Below are 18,485 nucleotides of genomic sequence, written 5' to 3' on the forward strand. Positions count from 1 at the left end.
GCAGGCCATTTATTTCCTATTCATTTCCGTGATTTTTGCTGCAGATATTGTAAGGCATCCTGAAGCATCTTGGTGGTCGTACTGTCAACATACTTGCTGTCTTTAATGGCACCATCAAAGAAAGTCGGATCTTTAAGCTGACTTTGGTTCAGCAGTTTCTGAAGCACAGCAACCGCGCTCTGCAAGCCGTTATAGATATTTTGGTTTTTGAAATAACCTATATTCCATAATAGCCGGAGCAGATCGTCCAAATGATCAAGATCCATGATTACCTTCAATACAAAGGTAAGTACAATTGTATTGCCCGCGTTATCCGTTGCTGTTACTTCTATTGTATGTTGACCTAACCACAAGCTAAGCGGCTGGAGGTTAATGTTAGGGCTAATATCAGTGCCGTCCAGTTTAACCCTAGATGAGGCTACGCCACTTAAAGCATCTGTGATACCAACATTCAATACAATCGGATCCGTCCAAAAAACAGTTAAAGGACCAGTAATATTGATGACAGGAGCTTGCGGATCAAAGCGTACTTCCGCAGAGCGGCTAACTTCTTGATTGCCGGCAGCATCAATACTGTAATAATGCACAGTGTTTATACCGTAAGTGTTTACTGTAACCGAGGTTCCAGCATTTGGAGTTGCTCCATTTAGCGAGTAATAGGTCTGTTGTACACCGCTCAAAGCATCATAAACCGCTAAGGTAACGGTTTGTGGTATTCGCTGCCATCCCGCTAATGGGGTATGTGAGGTTGTTGGAGCGGTTTTATCGATGCCAATAATCAAATCTTTGGGCAATTCCTCGTTATTCATCATATCAATTGAGCGATATTGGATTTGATAAATTCCTTCATCCGCGAAGATGACTGGCTGGTCTGTGACAGCCTGCCAGGTTTCAGTTCCACCCAGGATGCGGTACTCTGTCCGCTTGATGCCTACACCAACAGTCGGATGCGCGGCTGTAAATGCAACCTGCACATTTTGCCTATTGAATGTGCCTGAACCCGTTGCTCCATCTGCTGTCACTGTGGTCACAGGAGGGGAGACATCCCGCTTAGTCACCTGAAACGTAATCTCCTTGGTGTTGTTCGTACGATCCATCTCCGTGAATCGCCCGATATCATTGATATTGACGCTTAATTGGTAGGTGGCTTCTCCATTAGGCACTTCCCAATACCCATTTTCACCCCCTGCATTCGTATACAGCGTTGCAGTGCCGCCCACTGGGATGGACTGATTATACGTATCCGTATAGCCGAACGAACCGCCGTTCAAACCGAACACGGCTCCAGTAATTAGATCGGCTGGGGTGGGGAGGAGACCGACATTTTTCACCGTGACATAGAAACGAACGCCCGTTTGACCGGCATAAGGATCAGCTGGATCTGTTCCTAGATCGGTTACGATAAGATCAGGTCCTGGTGTTAAAGGCTGGCGTTCCAAACTCAAAAACTCAAACGATTGATGGATAATGCGGCCGTTTTTAGCGACAACTTTGATGATATGGTTCGCCAGAGGGAGACCCGTTTTTTCGAAAACCAGCTTTTTCGCGCCTTGTGTATTAGCCGTTTTCAAATCGACAGTTGCTTGCAGGACATCATCCATATAAACATCTGCCACTCCTAAAGTAGACTCAATATCGGAATACCAACGGATTCCCGAACCTTTAAAACCCATTGCTGCGTAATCACCAGGTGTTGTCGTTTCATGAAGATCCGCTCCATTAGCCCCGGGTGCGAAGGTAGCGGAGGAATAATACGTATTTGCACTGGAATGAACAACATTCGTCCAAAGTGTTTGAGGCGTTTCATCCAAGAGGCCTTCTTTCAGCTCGAACCAATCGAAGTAGCCGAATACATTATCGCTGCTCTTGACGATGGACAGCACCAGATTGCTTACGTCCGCTGGCATCATGACGTTATATTCGATTGTTGTATAGACGTTAGGCTCAGTTCCAGGCAAATCAATAGACCGAATCACTTGATTATTAACAACGAGATTGACCTTTTTGTTCGCTGCAGCACTGTATTTGAGCTTAAGAATATAATTGGTATTTGCCTTAACAGGGGGCTTTAGCATGTTCATTCGCCCTTGTGTATAGTACATCCCAACGAATGTGCCATGATGTGTCACACCCTCCAGCTCCGTTTGCTCCGCTTCAACATGTAAAGCTCCCGTAGATGTTGTGGTGAAAGGAGAAGCTGGCAGAGTTAAGGAAGATATGGCTAAAGGTACGCTCGGCACCGATTCGTTGCCTGAATCATCATAAGCGATCAGCGTGTACGAGTGCGCGCTTTCTGGACTGACATCTTGATGTGAAAAGCGCGTTACTGCTCTAGGAAACTTAGCAAGGAGAACGCCGTTATCGTACAGCTTATAACCGGCTACTTCTGCATTATCCGTAGAAGGCTGCCATGTCAGCTTGATATTTTTGTATGAAACGGCACGTGCCTGCAGCGTAGGTGTGCTCGGTATGGAATTCTCATACGGAGTCAGAATGTATTGAACAGCTTCACCGGGCTGGATCGTTTCCGATAACTGCGCGCCCGAAGCGGCGTCAACGATGGAGAAACTGCGTGCAGCCGCATACGTGTTGCCGGCGCCAAAACGTTCTGCCGCATACTGGGTATTGGCAGGTAGGGTAACATTAACGTTCATTGTGACTGGAGCCGTTTCGAAATTAACAAAATTGAGCAGAATTTTATTGGATTTTGCTCCAGTATTGCTCACACCAAGCGTTGATGTGTCCACCGCTCGGAAATATGCTTTTTTCCCGGCGAGCTCATTCTGATTCGTATACACATAAGGGAGCGGTTTGCCGTGCGTACTGTAGGCGAGCGCTAAGCGGCGGAAAATCTTCAAACGCGTTTCGTCAGGATCGCTTGCGTTCATCCATGCTTCAGCATCGTCAGCTGACTTCATCTCGATGTCCTCTTTGAGCAAGCTGTACTCTCGGAAGTAAGCGGCATGCTGCATAATGTAATCGAGATAGCCAATCGTACTGCGCGTTTCCCGATCGAAGATGGAGGCGAAGCGATGGGTGAAGGTGTCATATCGGTTATTGTCGGTATGAAAATCATTCGCTCCCGTTTCACTCATCATCATCGGCCTAGCCAATCCGTCACCTTGATAGTCAGGGAAAGTTTTGAGTGTCTCAACAAGCGCGCCGCCTTCACCGCTTGAAATACCGCTTAAGGTATAGCTGTGACCATTTGTCATATCGGTGTAATCTTCAATCTGTTTCCGATAGGCAGGATCGCGCTCCCAGCCATCCGGAATGCCTTTGGAAGGCCAGTAGGCCCAACCTGGAGAAACCGCTTTCAACCATGGGTTTAGCAATGGTTTTTGCTCACTAACATATTTGGCGAGAGCCAAATCAGCGGCAAAGGCATTGTTGAACACGCCAGGTTCATTATCAAGCTCCAGGTATTCAAACAAATCCCCATTTTCAGCAATGAGGTTGTTGTAATACTCTTTCACTTTCTCTGGGACAACGCCAGACGAGAGCTCTGGGTCCTTGATGTAGGTTCCGAATGGCAGCAGCACGGGTGCTAAATTCAAATCGCGCAAAGCCGACAGCCATTCACGCGAGTATTGACTGGAACGAATGACGTTCCCGCTGTAGGCAAGACCCAGCCACTTGGTGACTTCCATCGTTTGCAAATCGCGGTCTTTCAACACATGCGAGACTAGCGCCGTCCCCAGACGGATATAGCGCCCGTGAATGGGTTCTGTTGCGGGAGCTCCCAAAGCCTCAAGTTTGGCATAATCCCACTCAAACCAATGAAATTCATCGCCTTCAGTTCCCGCATACAAACCTCGATCGAGTGAGAGCTTCAGCTCATTAGGTCCAACTTTTAGCATTTCCTTAGGAATGTACAGCTCGTAAGTTTCTTTGAATTTCCGGGTCGTATTTCCGCCGTTAAGGCCGACAATCTGGATTAAACCAGCCATCGTATCATTGGAAAATACAGCTAACTGCGGTACGGAAACATAGGCATCGAGGCTTCTGAAGCTGAATTGTACGCCATTATCCGGAATCGCGGCGAGGTTGTAAGTAATAGCCATCGTACCGTTGCGACTAAGCTTTAGGCCTTTGGACAACGAACTCCAATCTGTGCGAGAAGCCCAGTCAGACGGGAGGTTGAAGGACTCAAGCGGAGTCGTGTGATAATCGCTAAATTCGGTTGAAAGCTGATCATCAAGTCCAATCCTCCAAAGCGTCGTATACACGGGCGCGGGCTCCACAGCTTTAGTTAACGTGTAAAAAGAAGTTGAAAACAGGGTCTTGCCAACCGGCTGTGCAGACGTTTCTTTCAACCGAACCTGGATTTGTCCCGTCGTGTAATTGAGATTATCCAGCTGAAGCGGGTTTACGGTTACGGTCTGCCATGTGTATCCGCGATCCGTGCTGTATTCATAGGCTGCCAAATCCGAATAACCGGGAACAGGCGTCCATCCGAATGTATTCGCAGTGTCGTCCTGCACGGGATTCGTTGGTGCATCAGGCAGCACATAGGGTGTCAAATAGGCACCGGGTATCACTTGCTGGGCAATTCCCGGACCTTGCCAGGAGACAGCCAAGTTGTCATTGGAGGTGTTCTCCTTGTGCAGCGCTTCGATATAATATCTTTTGCCGCTTGTTAGCGGAATGACCACAGATTTCTGAGTGGGAGACTTGTTCCACTCCCTAGGCTTAGCGAAGACCGTGTTCCACGCTATTTTCTCCTTGTGCGCAGGATCGCCGTCCGGACTAAGCCATAATTCGGAGCTGTCATCTGCAGCAATCCAGAAGGTGTAACCACCGCTAACTGGCGGCGTCAGAAAACCATAAACGCGAGAACCATAGAGATCCCCCGAATTGTTCGGTGTCTCAAAGCTTGTGAGTACCCTCGAACCCGAAGGTGGAGCCTTTAATGGGATTTGTTCTACTTTCCCGCCAGGAATATTGTTCCAATAGTCCTGGGTGATGCCTGTTCCCGCAGCGAAAGCATGGTAAGCGGGGAAGAGAGGGAGCAGGGAGACAATGATTGCCGACAGAAGGATTGAAACAAGGAGTTTTGACTTGTGTAGGGATCTCATAATTACCTCCAAATGAACGAGATTATCAATAGGATTCCCTAATCCTATCCGGGGTCCACGTCATGTGTAGGCGGTGCTCCGACTCAGCTAACCTAAGGAGCACCGCTACTCCTTCGTTTTATTTCAATTCATTCTGCGATTGTTCAGCGAATTTGTAGAGATCATCAATACTAAATATCTTGGTTTTGTTGTTTTCATACCATTTGGCATAATAATCGTCGACCTGCTTGCCGCCAGCTTTTTCCCATACATCCTTAGCATCCTTTACAGCTTGCTGTGCCGTATAGCCGGAGCCGCCTACCAAAGCTTTTAACCAAATGTCACCTTTGTCGATATTATTGGACTTACTAGTGCTTTTGACAATAGCTTGCAGGTCATCTGGCAAGACCGGCAGGAAGTCATTACCGAGCGAAGGAACCGGACGATCCTTGTTGATATAGATTTCTTTGGATTTGAGATTGATATCGAGCAGCTCTTTCTGCGTTGGCACTTCAGGGCGAAGGTTCACCAGATACACTTCCGCGCATTTGCCGAGCAGTAAATCGGATCTCATCATGTTCAAATCGTCGGTGTACAATTCTTTCTTATTCTTCTCCGTATCAATAGGCTGCAAACAACCATTCGAACCCTTTTGCGAATGTGTCCCCTCGATGCCGTTTTTCAGCAAATTGGCATGTTCGGGTTCTACCATCCAGTCTATATATTGCATAATCGCTTTCGGATCCTTAGCTTTGGCGTTGACGACTCCGACCATTTGCACAGGTGTGCTGATAATCGGGCTGAATTGACCGAATTGGCTTTTCGGTAATGCCATTGGAATAACCTTAGCCGTAGGATTGTTCTTCTTTAAGGTTTCATAGTTCGAGATGGTAAACCATGCACTGTCAATCGCAAAAATCCCTAATTTCCCATTCATGAAATCCTGAATGCCTTTTTGTCCGTTTTTATCCGTGAGATAATCCTTATCGACTAAACCGTTGTCAAACAAACGTTTCTGGAATTCGACAGATGCCTGGAGACGATCCCAATCATGGACGAAGGAACCATTTTGCTCAGCCCAATCGATCGAACGCCCGAAGATATGGCTGATCACGGAGAAGCCGACGCCGCTCAGGTTGATACCGAACGTATCCTTTTTACCGTTGCCGTCTGGATCTTGGTTCACGAATGCATTGGCCACATGATACAATTCCTCAGTTGTAGTTGGGACTTGCAGATTTAGCTTCTGAAGCCAATCCTCACGGATTAAGAGACGATGATGCGGTGCGACGACATTCAAGCGTCCAATTTCATACAATTTGCCATCTTCCTTGGTTCCAATCTTTCGCAGCAGAGGGTACTTCTCTAGAATTTGTTTGTAGGTAGTGCTGTATTTGTCAACCATTTCATCAATCGGCATTAGTAATTTCTGCGAATACCAGCTGTTCCTGTAATTGGCATCATACTCCAGAACCAAATCAGGAGCGCTTCCTGAAGCAAATAAGGCATTGAATTTCGGGAACGATTCCCAGCGGGGAACAGGTGTATATTTAACATCTACAGGACCGTTCTTGTTGATCCAATCTACCCAGCGGTTCTTATCCCAGTTGCCCTCCTCTGGAGGAATGTTACCCCGATCATACACGGAAACGTTAATCGCTCCTCTTTTCTCAGTTTCGGCTGCTGGGGTCGTGTTCGGACTTGACGATGTCCCTGGATCGTCGACTTTGGGTGGCGTGGAGCAGCCTGCCAATAAGACGACGCTGACGAGTGTGGCTAGGATTGCTTTTGCTTTTCGATGACCCTTTGGTACCATAAACATGGAAATACCCCCTTAGATAATTCGTTTTCAAGGTCTTCCGTCTTACCCTTTGATCGCGCCGATCATAACCCCTTTTACAAAATACTTCTGTAAGAAAGGGTAGACGATTAGCATAGGTACAATGAGTACGATCACGCCTGCTGCTTTGATGGATTCTGGTGTCATTTGCTGCAAATCATCCGGTCGCACGGAATTAAGTTCTTGAAGAATGGATTGACTGGCGACCATTTGTTGAATCATAACCGCCAAATTCATCCGAGTGCTGTCATTGATAAACATGAGTACATGCAAGAAGGAATTCCAGTATCCGACGCCATAAAATAAAGTCAACGTGGCCAAAACTGGGAGGGATAGAGGGAGAATAATCCGAGTGAGAAGTCGCCATTCGCCACAGCCATCCATACGTGCAGCCTCTTCAAGCTCTTCAGGTACATTCATAAAGAAGGTCCGAAGTACAAGCATATTAAAAGCACTGATCAGTCCAGGCATCCAAATGGCGCCGTAAGTGTCCAATAAGCCGAGACTTTTTACAATCAGGAAAAGAGGAATTAAAGGCGTCCCGAACAGCATGGTAAACACGATAGCCAGTGTAAAAAAACGGCGCGCGTAGAAATATTTCTTGGCTAACGGATAAGCTGCCATGATGGTAAACCACATGCTAAGCAGAACGCCTACAACGGTAATTACGATGCTATTGCTGAATGCTTTTACCATATTTGTTCCACTATATAAAGCCTTATACGCCTCTATTGTCCAGCCTTGCGGCCAGAGAGATACATGCCCGGATACAATCGCCTGATAACTGCTCAGAGATAGAGATATGATATGCAGCAAGGGAAGTACGCAGCTTAAAGCTGCAAATGCTAGGAACGTATAATTGATTGCATAAAAGATTTTCTCATCCCACGTTGATTTCATGAAGGAAGGCTCCTTTCTTACCACAGTCCTTGATCGAATTTGCGGGCAAGTTGATTCGCAAGAAGGACGAAGAAGAAGCCTACCAGTGATTCAAACAACCCGACCGCCGTAGTCAAACTGAACTGTCCTCCCTGGACACCTACGATAAAGATATAAGTGCTGATGACATTCGAGACATCCGAAACAGCCGCATTTTGCAGGGTGTAAACGTGATCAAACCCGACTTCCATGACATTGCCCATACTTAGAATCAGCATAAGAATAATCGTGCTGCGAATACCAGGCAGCGTGACATGCCAGATCTGCTTCCATTTGGACGCGCCGTCCATACTGGCAGCTTCGTACAGATGCGTATCGATCGAGGTCAGAGCTGCCAGATAGATGATCGCGCCCCAGCCGGCTTCCTTCCAGATGCCAGAACCGAGGAAGATCGCTATCCAGCTATGTTCCTGATACAAGAAGGCAGTGGTGTGACCCGTCCATAGCTCCAATAGCTTGTTAATGATACCGGATTGCTGGGAGAATATCGTAACGACAATGCCTCCGACAATGACCCATGAAAAGAAGTGAGGTACATAGATCAGCGTCTGAACAATCTTCTTGAAGCGCATGGCACGAACTTCGTTCAGTAAGATAGCAAGGATGATTGGAAAAGGGAATCCAGCGATAATACTTAACAAGCTCAAAGTGATGGTGTTACGGATGATCGTCAGGGTCTGGGGCTGGGTGAAAAGTGCCCTGAAATGTTTGAGACCCACCCATGGACTTCCCCATATGCCTTCCATCAAGTTATAGTTCTTGAAAGCAATGACGTTACCTAAAATTGGAAAGTATCGAAAGATAATGAAGTAGGCAATGACCGGTACAAACATCATTAATAAAGGCAAATTTTGCTTGAAACGTCGACGGAGCTGCAGCAACTTGGCCGTATGGCGGGTATATCTTCGAGTCGTCATCATGGGGGCTGATTGCGTATTGTCTAACGGTGTATGTGGCATCGCTTAGCACCTCCTTTCGTGTATCAATTGAACCATCCAGTGCTCCTTTGCCGTCGATGGAATCAATGTACCTCAGAGGTGCAGTCCTTCTCAATATACATGAATTAGTGAGTAAACTCTTTTGAATCCCTTGCTGTACAAGGCTTAAGTGAATTGGCGCAAAGTTGAATAAACAACATTTAACGATATGCTTTTCTTGATAAAAGGATGGATATAATGGCAGTGCTACGATTACTTCCGGTAATCGCCAGGCGTAACACCCGTGTATTTCTTGAAAGCGCGAATAAAAGAAATCGCATGCGTGTATCCGACTTGAACACCGATGTCCTGGACGGAGTAACGGCTCGTTTGGAGCAGATGCTGCGCTTGTTCCATCCGAATTTTTACGAGATAATCGACGAATTTTTCGCCAAATTCCTCTTTGAATGCACGGCTGATCTGCGAGGCATGGAGTTGAAATTGCTCACTTAGCGAAGTAAGTGACAACTCGGGGTCTGCATAATGGGTTTCCAAGTAGGAACGAATTTGGTTCATGACAGCATGTGTACTTCTGAATTCACGAATACCAGCCATCTGCTGAGAGACTTCTTCTAACAAGTGAAAACAATCGGCATATAGTTCTTCGATCGTATCGAACTGTTGGGTGGCGTTGTTCAGCCGGGGCAGTGCGATTTGCATGGACTCCTGCAGCTCGGTTGAGAGCTCCAACATCTCCCGGTGGAAATGATAAACGAAGTAATTCATGAGATTCCGAATCTCATCGTAGGAGAACAACCCGACCTTTAATTCGGTGAAAAGTTGTTCCAAGGCCGGCTTCCAATCCTTGTCCCCCAAGCGAAATGACTGAGCCAGTGATTTGATCAGTGGCAAGTGCTTATACATTTCCTTCTCTGCGGACGCTTCGGATTCCCAGTGGTACAGAACTCGATTCGTCCCTAAGGTTGTTTTAAAGCGAAGCACATGGGTGGCAGCCTCGTAGGAGTGAACCAGCTCCTGTACTTGTCCGACCACATGTCCGACACCCAGCGTTATGCGAAAATGCAGATGCTGCTCCACCCAGGAGCGAATATTTTCGCAGAGATTGGCTGCAAGCTTTTCACTGTTTTTGACATTTTCATCTGCAAAGATGACAACACTAAGCCTATGTGTAGCTATCCATTCCGCCCAGACCGTGAGGCCAAGCGATTCAGCTGTTTCATAAACGACACGGCTTAGTACAAATTTCAGCAGCTCTTGATCCTTCGGAGAGAACATTCGGCATATTTCCATATACTTATCCATCTCAATGACTGCTGCTACTAGCTGACCGAAGCCTGAAGGCAAGTGCAGCCGATTCATCTCGACCTTCCAGTCTGCATAGTCGACCGTCCGGCTGCCTTCCAGCCATTCTTTGAAAAAGTGCCTTCGCCTGAATACGATATCTTCCTCATGCTGCTTCTCGTAGCGGCTGGATAATTCCATGAGATTGCTTATGGCGCGATCAATATATTGGAATTCATCTTTTTTCTTACCCTCGATATTTATCGATTGCAGGTCGGAAAAGGGTTGAATACGAGACATAATTAACTTAATCGGCTTGTAATTACGATACGTCACATAGGTCATCCAAACCCCGCCAAGGACAACCATAACCAGTCCCAATCCGATCCATACATAAGAGAAGACAGAGGTGAAGGTATACAAATACTCATCGTTGAGACCACTGCGGTATTCCCAGTTCGTATAGTTCGAATGGATTCGAGTCAGCTCAGACCCTCTTTGCTTAGAACCTATGGCTGCGTCATTATTTCCTGAAGCCATCAGTTGGTTGCCTACAGGATCGTAGACTTGGATGAAGCTGATCTTTGAATTGGACATATCACCTATCATTCCTACAATTGAATCCATACTGATATTGACGACAATGATGCCCTTTTGCCCGGATAAAAGAGGGAACTTTCGCACGAGAGAAATGACGAGCTTACGTTGATCCATCTCCGTAAATTCTTTATAAAACCGCTGATTTGTCAGTTCATATTGCGAAGGGCTCTTTATCATTTCATCTATAAAAGCTTTATCCCCGAAACGGTCTGCCGCTATCATTGTGTTGGGACTAATGACCATTTGATCAGATGCCCGGTAAAAATAGACCGAATCAATGAACTTGTTGTAATTCATCATTCCCCGAATTAATTCGGTGACCTCATAAGCGGAGTAATAGGGATTTCCCTCTAATTTGTTGTCAAAGAACTGGTCAATTCGCTGATTGGTCTGCAGCTCCTTGATGACATATTCGTCAATCGTCTTCAAGGTATAGTCCACCGATTGCATGATATGTAAAGCATGTGTTTTATTTGCATTTTCAGCTTCTCTTTTGGACAATTGGCTGATTGAAAGAATAATAAGCACAATGAGTACGGAAGTAATCATGAAAAATACAGGCAAATAAGAGAAAAGAAGTCGGTAAAACCATGGTTTTGTCATAAGAACGCTCCTCTAAAATAATACATAAGCAATGAGAAATGATCCTTCTGCCACGTTGTACTTCGCTCACTGTCGTACGTTATATGCCAAATAAAGATGGAACATGCTTGTATTCGTTAATACGATTGATGACATCTACAGAACTGTCCCATGAATGAATTGGGGAAATTTATACAATATTAACTTTGCAGAATAGATGCAAACATGACAGGCGTCAATCAGATCGAAGGAGAAGAGAAATGGGAAAACTTGATGGCAAAGTGGCTTTAATTACAGGAGGAAATAGCGGGATTGGTTTGACAACGACCAAATTGTTCATCGCAGAAGGCGCAAAGGTTGTGATTACAGGCCGGAATCAAAGCACGTTAAATGAGGCTGCAACAGAACTTGGCCCGAGTGTCCTTGCCTTTCAAGCGGATGCAACCGATCCGGCAAGCATGGATCATGCATTGTCCCAAGCCGTCGCAACCTTCGGAGGACTAGACATCGTTTACGCGAATGCCGGCATCTCATCTGCTACACCATTAGGTGACACAGAGCTTTCGGTATTCGAAGAAGTTCTTAAAATTAACGTGACAGGGGTCTTCTTCACGGTACAATCCGCTTTGCCGCATCTGAAGGAAGGGGCTTCGGTCATTTTGACCGGCTCCACTCGCGCAACGGACGGTGCACCGGGAAGAGCCGCTTACGCGGCTAGTAAGGGAGCCATCAGCAGCATGGCAAGAGTGTTGGTATCCGAGTTGTCGCCGCGGGGCATCCGCGTAAACACTGTGGTGCCAGGGGCAACTCGCACCCCGATTTGGAAAAAATCGACGCCTGAAGAAACCGCGAGGCTTGAGGGATCACAAGCGCGTACAATACCGCTTAACCGAATGGGTGATCCGGAGGAGATCGCCCATGCGGTATTGTTCCTGGCGTCCGATGAATCATCATTCGTGCAGGGAGCTGAAATTACCGTTGATGGGGGAGCGCGCTCAGCACCATTGGGGGCTCCTGTATACCGTCAATGAGGTAGATACCAAACGAAGCTTAATGAAAAAGCAAATGCTGAAGTTTTTTATTTCATTACAAAAGCCCCCGTCAGGGGGCTTTTGGCTGCTCAGTTCGTCTCATACCATTCTTGACACTCCCGACTAGCCATAGCAGTAGCGGGATACCAACTAGAAAAATTGGGAAGGCGACTTCTTTCCAGAAGAGGGGAAATGTCACTTGGGATTCGTCTACGTTTCGTGGGTACATGGCGACTGAGAAGACTAGAATGCTGATGATCCAAAGCATGTTCCGCCATTTCCGGATATGAAACAATTGAGCCGTTCCGTAGCTCGTTATGAACATGTATAGGCATACTTTGATGAAAATGCTGAAGCTCGTACCGACAACCAGCAAAATATCGAGGTTTTGAATGAATTCCATGAAGGATATGTATTGACTGACGGAATATACGGGGTATTGCAGTTTGGCAGGAACGGTGTTGCCCAACATCATCAATGTGTCGACGACGCCGTTCAAAAGAATGAACCCGGCGATTCCAACCCCCCATAAACTGGAGGATACCGCCTTCCTTTTATCCGCAAGAAAGGCGACCAGCATCACGATCATAACCGATTCGCTCATGAAAGAAGCCGCCGGTACGCTCCCTTTGAATACCTGCATCCAGCCCGCGGTGGGTATGAACGGAAGCAGACGCTCTGGGTGCAAATCTTTCATACTTAGGAACCTAAACAATAGGATGTTAAAGACGATAATAGGTCCAATGACTTCGCTGCAACGTCCGACGATATGGATGCCTCCGTGCACCGCGTATATAATGACTAACAACATGAACAGGACGATAACCCATAAAGGAGTCGCCGAGAACAAGGCTAAATGAACGAAATCCGCATATTGGCGCAGGATAATGCCAGCTACGACAATCCACAAAAGCAGGTACGCGAAGATGATCGTCTTGCCCAACCATTTTCCTAAAATTTTCGGGACGTATTCGATGAACGTTTCTTCTGGATAGAGAAGGCTTAACTTAGTTGCAATATAGGTAACAAGTATGGACGTAACACCAGCGAAGAGTAATGCCATTGGTGCGCCTTGTTTGGCTTCTTTGAACGTTGGGCTGATCGTTAGCATTAAAGTCATACCAATCTCCATCGAAAACAACAGCCAAAACAATTGATATTTCGTCAGCTTCATTTCAAGCTCCTTACGGTTTATTCTTTGTGGGGAGTCTGTCCATGGAGTCCAATTCGCTTAATCTTCACGCGCGAACGAACGGTAATTTTTGCATCGGAAAATGCTTGCTCCCATCGGGAATTCAAATCTGCCCACTCTCCGGGATGCTGCCGATTGCTCGATTGTCCAAAATGAAACACATCGACTTTGAATTGCTTTTGCGCTTTTTGAATCACGTTTAAAGTGGCTGTCTCGACATGATGGTTCAACTCAGCTTCATATTTTTGCAGATAATCAATATTTCGAGGATCTAATGTCGTATTGCTCTCCAGAATGCTGGCATTGCCTTTCAATTCGACGTCAATTTCCACTCGGTCATCATCGACTTTGGTCCTCACTTTACATCCCGGTTGTTTGATAGTGACGCTGTACGATCCTTTTCCGTCCGACATGGACGTCGTGATCTGTAAGGTTTCCGTTTCACCAATTACCCATAACCGATAAGCGGATTCCATCCGATCGTAATAACCGGCCAATTGCTGCTTACGGTTAAGAACCGCGCGACCGTAAACCTGAAATGACTTTTTTCGGAGTTTCGCATCGAATTGGGTTTCGACGGCAGGAAGTGTTGAACCGCTTCCTTCAACGTTTTGCTCGACTAATAATTCCAATAACGAATTGCCGGTTTGCTTGCCGATAATTCGCCTTAATTTTGAAAGGGCAATAACGGGCATATTCTCGAACGGATAGGACATTTGCATAAACTCGAGAGCTGTTCCCCCTTTCACGACCCAAATATCCGATTTCAACCGGCTGTCTGGATCGCGGGTCGTCGAGTCTATTAGGTTCGAAATACCGTTTTTCGCCATCACTTCTCCTAAGTAGATGTTGTGGCGATGCCCGCGGGTTATTCTTCGCGACAACTTGAGTTGCAAGTCTAAGAGGCAGTCAGATACAGTCTTTCCGACCCCCGTCTCGATATAGTAGGATTGTTTCTCTCCGCCACCGGATTCTCCGGTTTTCGTCGGAATCATGAATTGTCCGATCAGCAGTGATTTTCCGTCCTCGAGCCAATCGACACCGGAACCCAACTCGAATGCTCGATCATTCAATTCGCGGCGATCCCAACATCCGGTTAACAAAAGCAGGATAAGGATGGCCGCAAGCAAGCCAGGTCGTTTGCTTCGCATATTACCTCCGTTTAGGCTTTCTGATCATCGAGAACTTAATTGAAAACATTTTCCGCCAGGGAGCGCGAATGAGAACGTCCTTGATTTGGTCCGGTTGAAAAGGAGCGATAGGACTTAAATAGGGGACGCCGAACGACTCCAACTTGGCCATGTGGATCAAGATGAGAATCGCCCCCATGGCGATTCCGAACAAGCCAAGCGCTCCCGAAATAAGAAGTAGCGGAAACCGAAGAATGCGGAACGCGATGCTCATGTTATAACGGGGAATGGCAAAGGACGCGATCCCGGTTATTGAGACGATAATGACCATCGGTGCGGACACGATTCCCGCCTGGACCGCGGCCTCCCCGATGACCAAGGCGCCTACGATGCTGACGGCGGAGCCGACGGCTTTCGGCAGGCGTACTCCCGCTTCGCGCAAACCTTCGAACATAAATTCCATCAAAAGGGCTTCGATGACGCCCGGGAATGGTACGCCTTCGCGAGCCGACGTGATGCTCAGTAAAAAGTTCGTCGGAAGCAGCTGCGGATGGAAAGTTGTAATTGCTACATACGTGGAAGGCAGGAACAAGGACATGGTGAACAGAATAAACCGGGTCCACTTAACAAGTGTGGCATATAGAAACCGCTCGTAATAATCCTCGACGGCTTGAAATGCCGTCCAGAACGTCATTGGAACAAGAAGGGCTTGAGGCGAACCGTCAGTTAAAATCGCGACTTTCCCTTCCAACAGATTAGCCGCCACGATATCAGGTCGCTCGGTATTCATGACTTGAGGGAAAGGAGTGTACGATTTATCTTCAATGAATTCTTCAATGTAGCCGGAATCGAGCACGATATCCATTCGAATGGTGGACATCCGCTGTTTGACTAGCTCGACTAAGTCTGGGCGGGCTCGTCCTTCCACGTAAGCGATGACGACTTTCGTCTTGGAAAACGTGCCGAGTACGACGGATTCAAACTTTAGGACCGGCGTTTGAATTCTTCGGCGAATAAGACTCGTATTCGTTTGAAGTGTCTCTGTAAAGCTTTCTCTTGGCCCGCGAATAGCCACCTCGGAGGCAGGTTCTTCGACTCCCCGGTGCTCCCAGGCGGACGTTTCCAGTAGAATTGCTTCCGGTTCACCTTCGACGAAAACAGCCAAGTAAGCCTGCAGGATCGATTCGGCGATTTCCTTCAGACGGCTTTCGTTACGAAGCGGACGTACGACCGCGAAATGCTCTTTCAAGATCGGGTAGTCGACCGTTTCTTTCTGGCTAACGCCGGTTTTTTCCACTAGCCATGACTGAAACAAAGATGATGTGAATACGTTTTTGTCGATCATTCCGTCGACGTAGACCATGAGAATTGTACACTCGTCAGACAAAATGACCCGTTGAAAGACGATGTCGAAGCAATGTTCGAATATTTGCCGAAGCAACGCTTCATTCTTGGCCAAGTCGGCGCTGATGGTTTCCTGAGGATAGGAAACGGAAGTTCTTGAGGATATCAAGATCATTCAGCTCCAGTAATTTTTCCTTATTATCCTTCTTATGGTGTTTTCTATGCAAAGGGTTCGATGGACATACAATTCTGGAGCTGATTTTGAGGTTGGTTGGGCGAATTCAGAGAGAAGAAGGAATTCGCTCCAGTAGAAATAAATGTTGACTTCAGGAAATAAATGGTTTATTCTATCATTGACTGATCCAGTCAATCAAAATAAATCATAGAGGTGAATCATATGAATGGTATTCAAAAAGCAGGCAAGGCTATCGTGATCGGCAGCAGCATGACAGGTTTAATGACGGCAAGGGTCCTCTCGTCGTATTATGAAGAGGTACTGCTTATCGATAAGGATGAGTTTCCGCAGCATCCCGCAGATCGGAATGGTGCTCCGCACGGTTTTCATCCCCATAGGTTCACACAGCGTGGTAAAATGATTACAGAGCAGCTTTTTCCTGGCTATGAGGAAGAACTGGTGGCGCTTGGTTCACCAAGCTCGCTTAATAAGACCGTTCATATGATGAATCAATATGGGACAGTGGCCATACCCTACCAACGGAACGATATTAAATTTAGTCGTGCTGTACTGGAATGGGTGATACGTGAACGTGTAAGGAAGATACCTAATGTAAGCCTGCTAGCGGAGCATGATGTCATTGGACTGCATACGACTCCGAATCATACAGCCGTTACTGGCGTTGAAGTCCGTCAGCGGGGATTAGGCATGAAGCATGATTACATGGCGGATCTTGTTGTGGATGCCAGTGGCCGCGCCTCCAAGTTGACACAATGGTTGAAAGAGTTTGGATATGACGTACCTCGCCCTGATCGAATGAAAGCAGCAATCGGCTATAGTACTCGTCGGTATAGCGTTCCTGCACATATGAAGCATCTGATCGAGAAATGGGATGTGATCAACATCATGGGCCAACCCGTGAAGGGAACGTTTACGGGAGTATTCTCTTTTATCGAGAATCAGGTGGCAGAAATTCTTCTGTATCGCCCAGGCGGGCACTATCCACCAACGGATGCAGAACTTTTCGAACAGGAGGTCGCTCAGCTTCCTAGTCCCATAATTGCCGAAATCCTGTGTGAGCTCGAACCGATCGCACCGCCTAAGGGTTTTCGCGTACCTGAACTATACCGTCACCACTATGATAAAATGGGAAAATGGCCGGAAGGATTGTTAGTGTTAGGTGACGCATATTGCATCTATGATCCTATTTTTGGTCAAGGGATGACGGTAGCTGCCATAGAAGTGGATTTGCTGGATGCCATGCTGCAGGAGCGACAAAATAACCCTGAGCCACATTTCGAACATAAGTTTCTACGGACAATTCAAGAAAAAGCTATTACACCTGCCTGGTGGTTAAATTGTGCGGCGGATCTGCAGTGGGATGGCGTCGAATATGAGGCTGGCTCAGAACCGCTCAAGGGAATTGATTTTGGCAGCAGGTATATGAATTTGATCTTGAGAGAGGGAACGGCTAATCATAATTTCAAACTATTCGGTTTGTACTGGGGCGTTAATTCGTTATCATTACCGCTGCATGAGTTGTTCCATCCGCAGATGGTCAAGTCGGTTCTTGATTCATCGGAGGAAGGACAGCAATTACTCGCAGACCTGCTAAAAGAAAATGAGTTGCCATTAGAAGAAGCATTGATCAGATTGATTCCAAGTTAGGAGTGAAGGATGTCTTGTCTCCGTTAAATGAAGAACAACAGCTTCAGATTCGAGATGAACGCAGAGAGCAAATTATGAGCGCTGCGCTTAAAGTTTTTGCAAAACGCGGAATTATTGGGACGAAAATGAGCATGATTGCCGCTGAGGCCCAGATTAGTCATGGACTACTTTATCATTACTTTACTTCGAAAGAAGAGCTTTTCACGACTCTTGTTGAAAAAGCCATGCTTGCTTCGGATGAAGCTATGCAATTGGTTTACAAGCTTCCGGGCTCGCCGGTTGATAAAATACGAGCATTAACGCAAGACATGTTGGATGAAGGCGGGACGGACTATTTTCTGCTGATTCACCAGGCGAGAACCTCAGATGGCGTGCCTGAGAAGGTCGTGGAGTTAATGGAGCGTTACTCGATGGACAATTACGTCAAGCAGCTGAAGGCCTTATTCCGAGAAGGACAGGAAGCAGGCGAGCTAGTGGAGGGCGATTTGGACGAAATGATTTCGACGTACTTATCCGTCCTCTCCGGTCTGATGGTGCTCAATGTGCAGAAGATTGGTGGCTACCAGCTTCCGAGAGTTGATGTGTTATTAAGAATGATCACTCCTTAATTCCGCCTTGTTGACCATGAACAAGTATATTTGAAGGCTTCCGCGAGTTATCGCAGAAGCCTTATTTACATCATGCAGCCATAAAAAAATGCCCTCCACG

General features: G+C 46.8%; 11 protein-coding genes. 3 read left to right on the top strand and 8 right to left on the bottom strand.

Annotation, left to right across the window (positions count from 1 at the left end):
- Positions 1–20: 20 nt before the first annotated feature.
- From AC58UW_RS06660 to AC58UW_RS06680, 5 genes are all read right to left on the bottom strand, one after another.
- Positions 21–5,078, bottom strand: a complete 5,058-nt coding sequence (locus AC58UW_RS06660) for an OmpL47-type beta-barrel domain-containing protein (protein WP_497419890.1) — start codon at positions 5,076–5,078, stop codon at positions 21–23.
- Between the two features lie 118 nt (positions 5,079–5,196).
- On the bottom strand, positions 5,197–6,879 hold the full coding sequence (locus tag AC58UW_RS06665; protein WP_497419891.1) for an extracellular solute-binding protein: 1,683 nt from the start codon (positions 6,877–6,879) through the stop codon (positions 5,197–5,199).
- A gap of 42 nt (positions 6,880–6,921) precedes the next feature.
- Complete coding sequence (locus AC58UW_RS06670) at positions 6,922–7,797, bottom strand: carbohydrate ABC transporter permease (protein WP_497419892.1); 876 nt, start codon at positions 7,795–7,797, stop codon at positions 6,922–6,924.
- Between the two features lie 17 nt (positions 7,798–7,814).
- The gene (locus AC58UW_RS06675; protein ID WP_497420004.1) at positions 7,815–8,756 is read right to left on the bottom strand and encodes an ABC transporter permease; all 942 of its coding nucleotides are present in this window, start codon (positions 8,754–8,756) and stop codon (positions 7,815–7,817) included.
- Between the two features lie 270 nt (positions 8,757–9,026).
- Entirely contained in the window at positions 9,027–11,258 is a 2,232-nt protein-coding gene (locus AC58UW_RS06680) for a helix-turn-helix domain-containing protein (RefSeq protein WP_497419893.1), read from the bottom strand.
- A gap of 239 nt (positions 11,259–11,497) precedes the next feature.
- Between AC58UW_RS06680 and AC58UW_RS06685 the strand changes: the two genes are divergently transcribed.
- On the top strand, positions 11,498–12,268 hold the full coding sequence (locus AC58UW_RS06685; protein ID WP_497419894.1) for an SDR family NAD(P)-dependent oxidoreductase: 771 nt from the start codon (positions 11,498–11,500) through the stop codon (positions 12,266–12,268).
- A gap of 70 nt (positions 12,269–12,338) precedes the next feature.
- Here AC58UW_RS06685 and AC58UW_RS06690 read toward each other — a convergent pair whose 3' ends face one another.
- Genes AC58UW_RS06690 through AC58UW_RS06700 form a run of 3 tightly spaced genes read right to left on the bottom strand, consistent with a single transcriptional unit; the run spans position 12,339 to position 16,103 of the window.
- On the bottom strand, positions 12,339–13,442 hold the full coding sequence (locus tag AC58UW_RS06690; protein WP_497419895.1) for a GerAB/ArcD/ProY family transporter: 1,104 nt from the start codon (positions 13,440–13,442) through the stop codon (positions 12,339–12,341).
- Between the two features lie 17 nt (positions 13,443–13,459).
- Positions 13,460–14,611: a Ger(x)C family spore germination protein gene (locus tag AC58UW_RS06695; protein WP_497419896.1), complete on the bottom strand. Its 1,152-nt coding sequence runs from the start codon at positions 14,609–14,611 to the stop codon at positions 13,460–13,462.
- A 1-nt stretch (position 14,612) separates the two neighbouring features.
- The gene (locus AC58UW_RS06700; protein ID WP_497419897.1) at positions 14,613–16,103 is read right to left on the bottom strand and encodes a spore germination protein; all 1,491 of its coding nucleotides are present in this window, start codon (positions 16,101–16,103) and stop codon (positions 14,613–14,615) included.
- A gap of 228 nt (positions 16,104–16,331) precedes the next feature.
- Between AC58UW_RS06700 and AC58UW_RS06705 the strand changes: the two genes are divergently transcribed.
- Together AC58UW_RS06705 and AC58UW_RS06710 are read left to right on the top strand one after the other, a co-directional pair.
- Complete coding sequence (locus AC58UW_RS06705; protein WP_497419898.1) at positions 16,332–17,777, top strand: FAD-dependent oxidoreductase; 1,446 nt, start codon at positions 16,332–16,334, stop codon at positions 17,775–17,777.
- A 14-nt stretch (positions 17,778–17,791) separates the two neighbouring features.
- Positions 17,792–18,385: a TetR/AcrR family transcriptional regulator gene (locus AC58UW_RS06710; RefSeq protein WP_497419899.1), complete on the top strand. Its 594-nt coding sequence runs from the start codon at positions 17,792–17,794 to the stop codon at positions 18,383–18,385.
- The last annotated feature ends 100 nt before the right edge of the window (positions 18,386–18,485 follow it).

Source organism: Paenibacillus sp. J22R160, assembly GCF_059692135.1.

Bases quoted from the DNA above. Each gene is read 5' to 3' on its own strand.
- AC58UW_RS06660 (WP_497419890.1), bottom strand. From the start codon at position 5,078: ATGAGATCCCTACACAAGTCAAAACTCCTTGTTTCAATCCTTCTGTCG.
- AC58UW_RS06665 (WP_497419891.1), bottom strand. From the start codon at position 6,879: ATGTTTATGGTACCAAAGGGTCATCGAAAAGCAAAAGCAATCCTAGCC.
- AC58UW_RS06670 (WP_497419892.1), bottom strand. From the start codon at position 7,797: ATGAAATCAACGTGGGATGAGAAAATCTTTTATGCAATCAATTATACG.
- AC58UW_RS06675 (WP_497420004.1), bottom strand. From the start codon at position 8,756: ATGATGACGACTCGAAGATATACCCGCCATACGGCCAAGTTGCTGCAG.
- AC58UW_RS06680 (WP_497419893.1), bottom strand. From the start codon at position 11,258: ATGACAAAACCATGGTTTTACCGACTTCTTTTCTCTTATTTGCCTGTA.
- AC58UW_RS06685 (WP_497419894.1), top strand. From the start codon at position 11,498: ATGGGAAAACTTGATGGCAAAGTGGCTTTAATTACAGGAGGAAATAGC.
- AC58UW_RS06690 (WP_497419895.1), bottom strand. From the start codon at position 13,442: ATGAAGCTGACGAAATATCAATTGTTTTGGCTGTTGTTTTCGATGGAG.
- AC58UW_RS06695 (WP_497419896.1), bottom strand. From the start codon at position 14,611: ATGCGAAGCAAACGACCTGGCTTGCTTGCGGCCATCCTTATCCTGCTT.
- AC58UW_RS06705 (WP_497419898.1), top strand. From the start codon at position 16,332: ATGAATGGTATTCAAAAAGCAGGCAAGGCTATCGTGATCGGCAGCAGC.